The organism is Herbidospora yilanensis (assembly GCF_001570565.1).
Lineage (GTDB): Bacteria > Actinomycetota > Actinomycetes > Streptosporangiales > Streptosporangiaceae > Herbidospora > Herbidospora yilanensis.
Genome location: NZ_BBXE01000021.1, coordinates 115,418 through 128,378 on the forward strand (window position 1 = coordinate 115,418; position 12,961 = coordinate 128,378).

9 protein-coding genes are annotated in these 12,961 nt (G+C 72.3%); 2 read left to right on the plus strand and 7 right to left on the minus strand.

Annotated features, from left to right (window positions below; translation table 11 throughout):
• Window positions 1-33: 33 nt before the first annotated feature.
• Genes AW273_RS15720 through AW273_RS15745 form a run of 5 tightly spaced genes read right to left on the minus strand, consistent with a single transcriptional unit; the run spans window position 34 to window position 8,786 of the window.
• On the minus strand, window positions 34-273 hold the full coding sequence (locus AW273_RS15720; RefSeq protein WP_030454659.1) for a metallothionein: 240 nt from the start codon (window positions 271-273) through the stop codon (window positions 34-36).
• Window positions 274-324: 51 nt separating this feature from the next.
• Window positions 325-3,672, minus strand: coding sequence for a hypothetical protein (locus AW273_RS37220; protein WP_157555832.1), 3,348 nt, complete (start codon window positions 3,670-3,672; stop codon window positions 325-327).
• A gap of 15 nt (window positions 3,673-3,687) precedes the next feature.
• Window positions 3,688-4,959, minus strand: coding sequence for a serine/threonine-protein kinase (locus tag AW273_RS15735; RefSeq protein ID WP_198168164.1), 1,272 nt, complete (start codon window positions 4,957-4,959; stop codon window positions 3,688-3,690).
• Window positions 4,956-6,449: a serine/threonine-protein kinase gene (locus AW273_RS15740; protein WP_062349065.1), complete on the minus strand. Its 1,494-nt coding sequence runs from the start codon at window positions 6,447-6,449 to the stop codon at window positions 4,956-4,958. Before AW273_RS15740 ends, AW273_RS15735 begins: the two co-directional genes overlap by 4 nt.
• Window positions 6,450-6,506: 57 nt before the next feature.
• Window positions 6,507-8,786 carry a TIM-barrel domain-containing protein gene (locus AW273_RS15745; protein ID WP_062349066.1) on the minus strand — a complete coding sequence of 760 codons (2,280 nt, stop codon included), beginning with the start codon at window positions 8,784-8,786 and terminating at the stop codon, window positions 6,507-6,509.
• A gap of 78 nt (window positions 8,787-8,864) precedes the next feature.
• Here AW273_RS15745 and AW273_RS15750 point away from each other — a divergent pair, with 78 nt between their 5' ends.
• On the plus strand, window positions 8,865-10,547 hold the full coding sequence (locus tag AW273_RS15750) for a beta-galactosidase (protein WP_062349067.1): 1,683 nt from the start codon (window positions 8,865-8,867) through the stop codon (window positions 10,545-10,547).
• Between the two features lie 340 nt (window positions 10,548-10,887).
• Here AW273_RS15750 and AW273_RS15755 read toward each other — a convergent pair whose 3' ends face one another.
• Complete coding sequence (locus AW273_RS15755; protein WP_062349068.1) at window positions 10,888-11,652, minus strand: SDR family oxidoreductase; 765 nt, start codon at window positions 11,650-11,652, stop codon at window positions 10,888-10,890.
• A 114-nt stretch (window positions 11,653-11,766) separates the two neighbouring features.
• On the opposite strand from AW273_RS15755, the gene AW273_RS37890 reads away from it, so the two are divergent.
• Complete coding sequence (locus AW273_RS37890) at window positions 11,767-12,210, plus strand: YbjN domain-containing protein (RefSeq protein ID WP_062349069.1); 444 nt, start codon at window positions 11,767-11,769, stop codon at window positions 12,208-12,210.
• Here the strand turns inward: AW273_RS37890 and AW273_RS15765 are convergent.
• Window positions 12,170-12,946, minus strand: coding sequence for an MBL fold metallo-hydrolase (locus AW273_RS15765; RefSeq protein WP_062349070.1), 777 nt, complete (start codon window positions 12,944-12,946; stop codon window positions 12,170-12,172). The two genes, AW273_RS37890 and AW273_RS15765, sit on opposite strands and share 41 nt — an antisense overlap.
• Window positions 12,947-12,961: the final 15 nt, after the last annotated feature.

Genomic DNA, 12,961 nt, shown 5'->3' on the forward strand with positions numbered 1-12,961 from the left:
GCGATCACCACCGGTGATCGCCCGGGCCTTCGGTCACGCCATCACGCGGTCGACGATCTCCGACGCGCCCATCGAGCGGGCGCAGTGGGCGCCGCAGAACCACCTGCGGTCGGCCTCCACGCCGTGGCCGATGATGCGGCAGCCGCAGTGTTCGCAGATCGGCGCCATCCTGGTGATCGCGCACTCGAAGCTGTCGAAGGTGTGCACGGCGCCCTGGGCGTGCACCTCGAACGTCATGTCGTAGTCGTTTCCGCATACTTCGCAAGCGGCCATGATTCCCCCCGGATAGGTCGTTAGCGCATACCTACCCAGGGGGAACCCGGCTCACAGCGTGGCGAGCAGGCCGGCCGCCATCTCCTTGGCCCCGGCGGCGGCCTCCGGCAGCGGCATGAGCGTCGCCCCGGTGTTGTTGATCTCGGTCCCGGCCGGGCGGTCGGCGCCGCCGAACAGGACCGTCACGACGTACTCGTCCTGCATGACCTTGACCTCGTACGCGCCGCTGTAGGCGGTCTCGGTCTGCTGCCTGATCGCCTGGCCGTAGTTGTCGGTGCCCAGGCCCGGGACCTTCTGGATCTTGCTCCACTGGATCCCGCCGATCTTGGAACCGGCCGTGCCGCGGCTCTTGCCGCGCTCGTCGACCAGGTAGAACCGGGCCATCTCGGCGTTCGGGAACTCCCGGATGCCGATCCGCAGGTTCCGCCAGCGGACCTTGCCGCCCTCGACCGGCATGGCGTCGTTCCACCACTGACACTCGGTCAGCTTCGCCTTGCCCTCCGTGAGCGACTGCGCCAGGCCCTCGGTCTTCGGGACCAGCTTCGCGGCCGTCGGGTTCACCGCCACACAGCTCGGCGGCAGGGCGATCTTGACCGGCGACGGGCTCGGCGTCGGGGCGGGGGTCGGACGGGCCTTGCCGGCGAACGGCAGCGGCTTCTTGGCATACCAGGCCTCGGCCGACTGGGCGAGCTGGGTCAGCAGCGCCTTGACCTCACGGATCGCGTTCTCCTCGGTGATCGACTGCTTGGTGTCGTTCGTGAGGACGTCGGCCTCCTTGTGCTGCTGGCTGGCCTCGTACTTGACGTCGAAGGTGATGTTGCCGACCCGGCCCATGCCGGTGCCGAAGGCGTAGCGGTAGTCGTCCTCGCGCGTCCACTGGTACTGGGCGACCGCCGCGTCGCCGATGCCCGTGAAGACCTCGGGCTTGGAGTAGTAGCGCTCCTCGTCGGAGACCGAGGCGGTGTAGTCGTACTGGCGCTTCTCGCCGTCGAACTGGATCGAGGCGGCCTTGTCGGCGGTGGTGTCGCCGATCGCCTCGTAGCGGGCCACGTTGACGGTGATCTGCCGCTGGCGGTTGTACTCCCCGAACGAGATGTTGCGGTTGGTCCACTCGCAGGTCCACCTGACGTAGCTGACCAGGGTCGAGTCACGCTCGTCGGACATCCGCATGTCGATCTTGGCGGCCGGGACCAGCCGCTCGGTCTGCTCCGGGTCGAGCATCGCGCAGACGTCGAAGTCGGTGCCCTTCGGGTCGTCGCCCGCCGCCGGGGGCGCCGCGCCCGACGCCTCGGGAGACGCCCCCGTCTTCGGCGGAGGCGCGGTCTGCGGGGTGTCCTCTCCCCCGGTCGTCTGGAAGAAGACGAACGTGCCGCCCGCCACGACCAGGACCACCACGGCCGCGATCAGCGGCCAGAGCCACTTGTTCCGGGTCGGCGGGCCGGGGGGCTGCGCCCAGCCGGGCTGGGTGGTGCCCTGCCACGGACCGGAGTTCTGCTGCCAGCCGCTCTGCGCCTGCCAGGGCTCGCCGCCCCCGCTCGGGGCGCCGTTGGCGCTCGGCTGGAACAACACCGCCGTGCCCTCCGGCCCCTCCTGTGCCTGGGGGGCCTGGGGGGCCTGCGGGTTCCAGGGACCCTGCGGGGGCCGGCCGGCCTCCGCCGGGCCGCGCCACCGTTCGCTGCCCCGGGGGACGTGACCGTGCGGGCCGGGCGGTTCCGGCGTGTTCGGGGTGTTCGGCGTGTTCGGCGTGTTCGGGGTGTTCGGCGGCCACGCGGTGCCCTCGGACGGGGTGGACCAGGCCGAACCCGGGGCCGTCAGGCCCGAGGACTCCTGGCGGGCTTCGGACGCGGGCGGCTGACCCTCCGTACCGGGCCACTTTGCCGTGGGAGACGCCTCCGCCCCCGGCCAGGGGGCCTCGCTCTTGGACTCGGCGCCGGGCCACTGCGGGCCGCCGGGAGACTCGGAACCGGACCGCTGGGCACCTTCCGCACCGGGCCACTGGGGACCGGTCGACGACTCAGCACCCGGCCACTGCGGGCCGCTCGGGGGTTCCGCGCCGGGCCGCTGCGGGCCCGACGGCGATTCCACGCCAGGCCACTGCGAACCGCTCGGAGGCTCCGCACCCAGCCGCTGAGGACCCGACGACTCCACGCCAGGCCACTGCGGACCCGACGGCGACTCAGCACCCGGCCACTGCGGGCCGCTCGGGGGCTCCGCACCCGGCCACTGCGGGCCGGTCGACGACTCCGCGCCGGGCCGCTGCGCGCCTGATGACTCCACGCCAGGCCACTGCGGGCCACTCGGAGGCTCCGCACCCAGCCGCTGAGGACCCGACGACTCCACGCCAGGCCACTGCGGACCCGACGGCGACTCAGCACCCGGCCACTGCGGGCCGCTCGGGGGCTCCCCGCCGGGCCGCTGCGGGCCCGACGGCGATTCCACGCCAGGCCACTGCGAGCCGGGGCCGCCGAAGGCGGGTGGCTGGGGGGCCGGGGAAGACGGGCGCGGGTCGGCGGGTGGTTCGGGCATGCCGGGCCATTCCGGACCGGCCGACGGCCACGACGGGCCCGGGTTCGCCGGGGGCTGCGCGGGGCGGTGCGCGCCGAAGGCGTCGAAACCCTGACCGGCGCCCTGGTTGGAGGCCTGGCCGGGGCGGTCGGCGATCGGGGAGACGCCGTTGGCGCCCGGCGCGTGCCGGTCGGAGGGGGCGTGGGGCACGGGGCCGCCGCCGCGTCCGGGGGCGTCCGGGCGGCTGAAGTCGCGGAAATCGGACCGGCCCTCCGGCGGGGCCTCCGGGGCGGGCGCGCCGAACATCGCGGGCGGGCGGAGCCCTGGCGGGCCCTCGGGGGGCTGCGGCTTGCGGGACTGGCTGGCCGGGGTGTCGAACCAGCCCGGCCGGTCGGAGGGCGGAGACGACGGGGTGGCCGACTGCCGGGTGGACGATCTGGGGATCCGGCGCGGCAACTCGGAGGCGGTCTCGGGTGACTTCGTGGTCGCCGGGTCGCCGTCGTTACCGGCGGGCTCGGCGGGTGCCGGGTTGTCCAGGTCGCGGAGCATCGCACCGAACGGGTCGGGTTCGTCCGGGGGCGGGCCGGAGTCGCCGGCAGCCGGGGGTTGCGGGGCCGCGGGCGGGGTGGCCTCCTGGCGCCAGGAGGCGACCCTGGTCGGGTCGCCGATCATGGGGGCGCCCGATTCGGCCGTCCGGCGCACGAACGGCAGGCTCGTGCCGGTCGCCTTGGGGATCTCGCCCGTGGCCGGGTCGTCCTCGTCGTAGGCGTGGGGGCGCGAATCCCGTACAGGAGAACCGAAGGCCTCGCCCGGCGGGTCCGCTGGCGGCGTGTCCTCCGGGGGCGGGGGGACCGCACGCAGGTGGTTCCGGGGCTTCTGGGGGTCTTCGGGCATGGGGGAACTCCTTGGTCAGCCGATTCCGGCCGCGACAAGCTGGGCGGCCTGGCGGGCGCGCTCCCTGGTGTCGTCGCCGGGCGACTTGTAGGTGACCTGGGCGGACAGGTTGCTTCTCCGGAACCAGACGGTGGCGCCGCCGTCGGCGGGCGCCACGTATGCCTCGTCGGCGACGCCGGTGAGGTTCTCGGCGCCGTCGGGGCGGGCGGGGGCGGCTCCGGTGGTCAGGCGGTAACCCACGACGACCTCGGCGCCGCCGGAGCGGTTGATCCAGCGGCAGCCGCCATCGGGAGTGGGTTCGGCGTTGGCCTGGGTGCCGAGCAGGCGGGTGATCTGCGCGGTGGTCAGGGACGTGCAGGCGTCGGGGGCCGCGGTGAAGCGGGCCGGGACGTCGGCCGGGCCGGCCGCGAACCGGGAGGCGGCCCAGCCGGCGCCGACGCCGAGGACGATCGTGAGGGCGGCGCCGATCGCCCAGCGGCCGGTCCGGCGCGAGCGCGGGGGCACCGCGGCGACGGCGTCCCGCAGCAGGTGGCGAGTGGTCGCGGCCGGAGGGCGGTGGGCGGGGTCCTTGGCGAGCAGCGCGCCGACCGCGCGGGCCAGCGCGGGGGTCGCCTGCGTCATCGGGGGCGGGTCGTGCATGACGACGGCCGCCACGACGGCGGCGGGCAGGTTGCGGTGGAAGGGGCCCCGGCCCTCCACGGCCGCGTAGAGGGTCGCGCCGAGCGACCACAGGTCCGACGGCGGGCCGGCGGGCAGGCCGCGGAACCGCTCGGGGGCCATGTACGCCGGCGACCCCGAGCTGTCGGCCGGGTCGGCCCCGAACGGGGCGGCGATGCCGAAGTCGGCCAGCATGGCCCGGCCGTCGTCGCCGACCAGCACGTTGGCCGGTTTCACGTCCCGGTGCAGGATGCCGTGGGCGTGCGCGAGTTCGAGGGCGTCGAGGATCGACAGGCCGATCTCGGCGACCCGGGCGCTCGGCAGCGGCAGCAGCTTGTCGAGGGAGGTGCCCGGCACGAGGTCCATCACGATCCAGGGCGCGCCGTCGTGGGGCACCACGTCGTGGATCTTGACGATCGACGGGTGGTTGAGCCGCCCGGCCGCCCGCGCCTCGCCGATCGCCCGGGAGGTGTATTCGGCCAGCTCACCAGGGGCGAGATCGCTGGGCGTGCGCATCTGCTTGACGGCGACCTCGCGCCGCAGCAACTCGTCGTGGGCACGCCAGACGGTGCCCGCGCCGCCCTTCCCCAGGGGTTCGGCGAGCCGGTAGCGGCCGGCGAGCAGGGTCACGCGTGACCCCACAGCGTGTCGGCCGCGGCGCGGGCGGCGGTCTCCGCGCCCGAGCGCATCTGGTCGGCGGTGCGGTCGCCCAGGTCGGCGTACTCGATCCGGCCGACGAAGTCGCCGACGCGGAAGTAGACGTCGACGGCGATGATCCGGCCTTCGGCGGAGGTGACGTCCCAGGTGAACGCCTCCTCGCCTACGCCGGTGAGCGGGCGGATCGCCGAGATCACGGTGGGGATGCGGCGTTTGGTGCCGATCTCGTACCAGATGAGGGACGAGTCACGCGGCTGGTTGGCGACGTGGCGCTTGATGCCGCCGTACAGGGAGCGGGCCGCTTCGGGGTCGAGGTCCCACCAGTTCGGGGTGTCGGAGTCGGTGGTGGGTTCGAGGCGCAGGCCGGTGCCTTCGACCGTCCACTGGCAACCGCCCTCGATCTCCGTCGGCCGGGCGTTCTGGCCGAGCAGCGCCTTGACCTGGTCGGCGGAGACGACCCTGCATAAGTCGACGTCCTGCGCGAACACCGGCGCGGGCGGGCGCCGCGCCGCCGGGGCGCCCGCGCCGCCGGACTCCCACGGCGCGAGGAGCACCACGGCCGCCGCGACCACGGCGGCGGCCCCGGCCGCCACGGCGACCCACGGGCCGTTCTTCTTCCGCCCGGCCGGCGCGATGTCCGGGTTCCCGCCCCGGACGATCTCCTGGAACAGCCGCCCGGCGGTCGCCGCGTCGGGCCGGTCGGCCGGGTCGCGCGCCATCAGCCAGGTGACCAGGGTGCCCAGCGGCCCGCCGACCCTCGGCGCGGGCACCGGCGCGGTCAGCGTCGCGTGGATGACCTGCACGTGGCTTCCCCGGTAGGGCGGCGCGCCCTCCAGCGCGGTGTACAGGGTCGCGCCCAGCGACCACAGGTCGGCGGCCGGCCCGCCGGGGTGGCCTTCCAGCCGCTCCGGCGCGATGAAGCCCGGGGAGCCGATCAGCATGCCGTCGCCGGTCAGGTTGGTCGTGTCGGCCTGCCGGGCGATGCCGAAGTCGGTGAGCACCACCCGCCCGTCGACGGTGAGGAACACGTTCCCGGGCTTGACGTCGCGGTGCTGCACGCCGTGGGCGTGCGCGGCCGACAACGCGTCGACCATGCGGGCGCCGATCTCGGCCACCGCGCCCGGCTGCAGCCCGCCGTGGGCGGAGATCTCCGCGGACAGCGGGCGCCCGTTGAGACGCTCCATGACGATCCAGGGACGGCCGTCCTCGACCAGGACGTCGTGCACGCTGACGACGGCCGGGTGCCGCAGCCGTGCGGTCACCTCGGCCTCGCGCATCACCCGGGTGACGAGCTCCGCCCGCTCCCGCTCCCCCATCCCGTCGGGAACCCGCAGTTCCTTGACGGCGACCTCGCGGTCGAGCATCTCGTCACGGGCGAGCCAGACGGTGCCCATGCCACCGGAGCCGAGGGGATGCAGCAGGAGGTACCGGGAGGCCAGTCGTTCCCCGATCGATTCGGCCATACCGGGAGAATAGCGAACCCCAACCGACCCGATTTGACCATTCGTCAACCCCGGGCCCTAGCCCACGACGATCTCCGCCGATCCTCCCACGATCTCGGCCGCCACGACCGTCTTCGGCCCGGTCGACCGCACGACCAGCCTGCCTTCCTCGTGGACGGCCGTCACGACCGTCTCCCCGTCGGCGTCGCGCACCACGGTCCGGGATTCGCCGTCGGGCAGGCCGTACACGAGAAGGGAGATCTCCGGCGTCTCGGTGACGGTGTCGCCGGGGGTCGTCGTGGGGACGAGCGCGCCGAGGCGTCCGTAGAGGGGGATCCGGTCGAGCGGCGGGGAGACCCGGATGTACCGGCCGCCCTCGTGGTGCTCGCCGGTCCAGTGGTCGACCCAGGTCCCGGCCGGGAGGTAGACGTCGCGGGTCCCGTCGGCCGAGGTCATCGGGGCGACGAGCAGGTCGGGGCCGAGGAGGTACTGGAGGTCGGCCTGCCAGCCCACCGGGTCGCCGGGCTGGTCGACGCACAGGGCGCGCATGATCGGCAGCCCGGTCTCGACCGCCTCGACGGCGGTCGAGTAGAGGTAGGGCATCAGCCGGTAGCGCAGGCGCAGCGCCTCGACCGCGCCGCGTTCGGCGTGCTCCGGGAACTCCCACGGCTCGCGGCTGGTGGTGCCGTGGAAGCGCACCAGCGGCGACAGCGCCCCGAACTGCGCCCAGCGGACGAAGAGATCGGGTGTGGGCGTCCCGGTGAAGCCTCCGGCGTCGTGGCTCCAGAAGGGGATGCCGGACAGGCCGTGCGAGAGGCCGCCCCGGATGGTGCTGCCCATCGCCGGGTAGGTCGCGTCGACGTCGCCGCTCCACTGCGCCGGATGCCGCTGCCCGCCCAGATACGACGACCGCGCCCAGACCAGGCCGTGCCCGGCGACCTCGCGGGTCACGTCGGCGACCAGGTCGTTGAACAGCAGCGAGTAGACGTTGTGCAGTTCGGCGCCGCTCATCCCGTTGTAGGCCACCGCCCTGGCCGGCACCCCCTCGGCGAAGTCGGTCTTGAACACCTGCACGCCCTGCTCCAGCAGCCCCTTGAGCAGCCCGCGGAACCAGGTGCGGGCGGCGGGGTTGGTGAAGTCGACGATTCCGCAGGCCGGGTAGGAGCCGTGCCAGGCGTCGGCCACGTAGGGCTCGCCGTCACGGGTCAGCAGCAGGTATCCGCTGCTCGCCGCCTCCTCGAAGGCCGGGCTCAGGTGGGAGATGTACGGGTTCATCCACAGACAGACCTTGAAGCCCTGCTCCGCGAGCTCCGCCAGCATGCCCTCGGGGTCGGGGAAGGCCTGCCGGTCCCACCGCAGGTCCGACCAGTGCCCGTCGATCTGCCAGAACGTGTCGAGATGCAGCACGTCACACGGGATGCCCCGGTCCCGGATCTTCCGCGCCCGCGCCAGCACCCGCTCCTGGCTGTCGCGGAAGAACCCCGAGGAGATCCACGCCCCGAACGCCCACTTGGGCGGCAGCACCGCCGGCCCGGTCAGCGCGCGCAGCCGCCGCAGCACGTCGGCCGGCTCGGGGCCGCCCAGGACGTAGTAGTCGATCAGGTCGTCGGGCACCACGATCTGCACGTCGCTGTGGGTCGACTGGCACATGTCGAACTCGACCGGCATCCCGCTGTCGACGACGATCCCGTATCCCCGGCTGGACAGGTAGAAGGGCACGTTCTTGTACGCCCGCTGCGACTCCGCCCCGAACGCGTCGAAGTTCCACATCAGCGGCCGTTGCCCGCGCTTGTCGAGCGGCGTGAACGACTCCCCGAACCCGCCGAACGCCTCGTCGGCCGGGGCCAGGAACGTCTCGTGGTAGGCGACGGTGACGCCGTCGGCCTGCGAGCGGCCGAAGGGGAGCGTGCGCAGCCGCCCGGAGATGTCGGGACGGCCCGGGTCCTGCTCGGTGAGCACGCGCCCGGCGGGGTCGGTGAAGCGCAGGTTCCAGGGGTTCAGGCGGATCTCGGCCCGTACGGCCCCCGCGTCCACGACGACCGTCTCCTCGTCGACGGTCACCCCGGCCGCCCACCGCACCGGCCGGGTCAGCCGCAGGGCCCGCGCCGACCGCGTGCGGGCGTCGGCCTGTTCGCTGAGCTTGACCCGGACGATCCCCTCGCCCGCCGCGCTCACCTGGACGACGAGCGACTCGTCGGTCGAGGTCACCCCCTTCAGGGTGACGCCGCATCCGTCGGAGGCCACCACCTCGGCCCGCGCCAGCGTCGCGATCCCGCCTTCGCCGTGCTGCCGGACGGGCAGCTCGGGCGGGTCGGCGACGAAGTACTCGCGCGCGATCAACGGGGGGCGATACGGCATCGCTGCACTCCAACGGTATGGCGGGTTGTGTGATAATTAGTTTGCCGTCCATCCCAACAAAGGTCAACGAGGACGGCGATGTACTACGGCGGCGACTACAACCCCGAACAGTGGCCCGAACACGTCTGGCACGACGACGTCGCCCTCATGCGGCGGGCCCGCGTCAACCTCGTCACGCTCGGCGTCTTCTCGTGGAGCAGCCTGCAGCCAGGACCGGGCAGGTGGGAGTTCGGCTGGCTCGACCGCGTCTTCGACCTGCTGCACGACAACGGCATCCAGGTCGACCTGGCCACGCCGACCGCCTCGCCGCCTCCCTGGTTCGGCCGGACGCATCCGGACACGCTGACGGTCACCGCCGACGGCGCCCGGCTCGCCCACGGCAGCCGGGACACCTACTGCGTGAGCGCGCCGGCGTACCGGAACGCCTCACGGGAACTGGCGTCGGCGCTGGCCGAGCGCTACGGCGGGCACCCGGCGCTGGCGATGTGGCACGTCCACAACGAATACGGCACCTGGTGCCACTGCGACCACGTGGCCACGGCCTTCCGGACGTGGTTGCGCGCCCGCCACGGCGACCTGGCCACCCTCAACGAGCGCTGGACCACGGCGTTCTGGTCGCAGGGCTACTCCGACTGGGACGAGATCCAGCCGCCCAGGGCGACCCAGTGGCTGCCCAACCCGTCGCACCTGCTCGACTTCCGCCGGTTCCTCTCCGACGAGATGCTCGCCCACTTCACCGAACAGCGCGACCTCCTGCGCCCGACGGGCAAGCCGATCACCACGAACTTCGCCTTCGGCTCGTGGGTGCCGGTCGACCACTGGAAGTGGGCCCGGGAGGTCGACCTGGTGGCGATCGACGACTACCCGACGGGCGACCTGGCCGAGGAGTCGGCCTTCGCGGCCGACCTGGCCCGCTCGTGGGCGGGCGGCAAGCCGTGGATGCTGATGGAACAGGCGGCCGCGGTCGAGTACACCCCGGGACGCACCCTCCCCCGCCCACCGGGCGACCTCGCCCGGACCACCCTGATCCACGTCGAACGCGGATCGATCGGCGCGATGTTCTTCCAGTGGCGCGCCTCCCGGGGCGGTGCCGAACAGTGGTACCACGGCATGGTCCCCCACGCGGGACCCGACACCCGGACCTTCCGCGAGATCGTCACCCTGGGCGAGACCCTCGCGGCCCTGCCCCCTCGCACGGCGTCCGAGCCGAAGGTCGCCGTCGTCTGGGACGACGAGGCGTGGTGGGCGCTCCAGAACCGGGGTCTCCCCTCCCAGGACCTCGACTACCTGGAAGCGGTCAAACAGCCGCACCGGCTCCTCTACCGGGCCGGGCACCACGTCGCCTTCGTCCACCCGGAACATGATCTGTCGCCCTATCGGCTGGTCGTCGTCCCGAGCCTGCTCCCGGTCACCGACACGGCGCTTGCCAATTTGGCCTCCCACCGGGGCGCCATCCTGATGTCCTACTTCTCCGCCGTCACCGACGAGCATCTCCGGGTGCGGCTCGGCGGCCGGCTGCCCGCGTTCGGGATCACGGTCAAGGAACTCCGCCCGCTCGCCGAACCGCTGACCCTCTCCGACGGCACGCAGGCCTCCCTCTGGAGCGAGGAGATCGCCCTCGACGGCGCCGAGGCCGTCGTCACCTACCCGGACGGAAGCCCCGCCGTCACCCGTTTCGGTAACGCGTGGTATTTGTCCACGCGATTGACCGACAAAGCCTATGAATACCTCCTGACCTGCCTTTTACGCCCTTCTTACTAGTCAACCGGTACACATGGTTAGAGGTAAGGGAACCATCACGGCGGGGGAGAACGATGCTCAAGGTGGTGCCATCGCTCGCGAAGGTCAGGGACATCACGTCGGCTCTACGCAGGCGTGCGTCCCACCGTGACAGCAGGGGCGATTCGACGGTCATCGACCTGCGAGCGTATCGCGACGCCAAGATCATCAGATTTCCCCGCACCGGTGGCCCGACCACGGTCGCCTGAACGGCCGTATCCACCCCTGAGGGCCGCGCGGCAATCGGCGCGCCGCGCGACAGCACAACGGTGACGGGGTGCCGGCCGTGCCTGAACACGGTCGCCACCCCGTCACATGCTTTTTACGCCTTGTGGAAGTAGGACGAGGCCGGCACACCGCCCCTGAGGAACTCCTGGAAGGTGATCCGCCCGACGGCGCGCTCGGGCGTGAGCTGGTAGCCGGCCCGGAACGCCTTGCTAACCCGGCCCGGGACGAGCAACTCGACGATCGGCTTCCGCTTGCCCTCCGCCGCCAGGTAGAGCTCGGCCATCTCCCGGAAGCCGAGCACCTGCGGCCCGCCCATGTCGGCGACGCGGCCCGCCGGGTCGCCCATCGCCAACGTGGTGAGCTGCGAGGAGACCTCCGAGATGGCGATCGGCTGGGCCGCCCACCCCAGCGGGACCGGCACGACCGGCGACCTGGTGACCGTCCGGCACAGCGAGGCCATGAAGTCGTGGAACTGGGTGGTCCGCAGGATCGTGTACGGCAGCCCGGAGGCCTCGACGAGCTGCTCCACCGCGTATTTGACCTGGTAGTACGAGTAGGGATGCCGGTCGACCCCCACGATCGAGATGTAGACGACGTGGGTGCCGGGCGCCAGCGCCTTCAGCAGGTTGCGGGCCGCCTGGACGTCGGTCTTGCCGGGCGGCTTGCTGGCCAGGTGGACGACCGTGCCGACGCCCTCGGCCGCCTGGGCGACCCCCTGGCCGGTGACCAGATCGCCTCGGTAGGGTCCGTCGGCGCTACGGGCCAGATTCCGGACCTCCCGGCCCGCCCGCCGAAGGTCCGCGATGACCTGACGGCCCAGGATTCCGGTGCCGCCGGTGACGAGAATCGTACCGTCCATGATGGTTTCCCACCTTTTGAGGCATTTTCCGGATCCATACCCCATCGCGACGCGCTGAACGAACTCACCCCACAGGCTCATGAATCCGGGGCCGAGGTCTGTCAGGATGGGGGGGTGAGCCATTCCCCGGCCGTCGTCCAGCCCGACCAGGAACTGATCATCGAGATCCTCAACGAACTCGACATCGACTTCACCTTCGACGCAGACGGCGACCTCGCGATCTCCACCGAGGCGCTCACGGTCTTCTTCCTGTTCGGATCAGAAGGCGACCTCTTCACGATCCGCACCTTCTACGACCGCCACTACTCCGTCGACGAGAAGCCGCTGCTGCTCACCGCGCTCAACGAGTGGAACGCCGACACGATGTGGCCCAAGGTCTACGCCTTCACACCCGACAACGGCGTGATACGGGTGATCGGCGACGCCCAGCTCTACATCGGCGCCGGGGTCACCTACGAACACCTGATGACGATCGTCGCCCACTGGGTGAGGTCGGCGATCAAGTTCCACCGCTGGCTCAGCGACCGTCTGGCCTTCGAAGAGGACGACGCCGGATAGTCCTGGCCAGCGCGTCCTCAAGGGTCTTCCGCGGGTACGGCGATCGTGCCACGGCCCCTTCGAGGTCGATCTCCCCACGGTGCAGCCGCTCACAGAGTGTGACGATCTCGGTGATCTCCGCTCGCTGCCGCTCGACGAAGTCGGGCGTCACCGGGTCGCCGTGGCCCGGCACGATCACGTCGGGCGCGGCCTCCAGCATCTTCTCCAGCGCCATGGGCCACGCGCCCGGGTAGGAGTCGCCGAACTGCGGCGGCGCCCCCTGCTCCACGAGGTCGCCCGCGAACAGCACCCCCACGTCGGGCACGTGGACGGTCAGGTCGTGGCCGGTGTGGCCGGGCCCGGGGTGGCCGAGCAGGACCTCCCTGCCGCCGAGGTCGACGCTGAACGGCGCGCGCAGCGGCAACACGATCGGGGCGGTCGCGACGCCGGGGAACTGCCCCGACCACTCGGCGACCTGCTTCTGGGCGGTGTCGACGAGGGCCTCCCGGCAGCCCTCGGTGGCGAAGCAGCTCCCGAAGGCCGCCGTGCCGAAGGCGTGGTCGAAGTGGGCGTGGGTCAGCACGACCGTCCAGGGCAGGTCGGTGACCTCCCTGATCGCGTGGGCCCAGGCTTGGCCGAAGGCCTCGTCGATGCCGGTGTCGACGACCAGACAGCCGGTCTGGCCCACGACCAGCCCGAGGGTGAGGTCGAGCTCGGCGTGCCGGCGGATCCAGACCCCGTCCGCAACTTCGATCATGGTCAGTGCTTACCA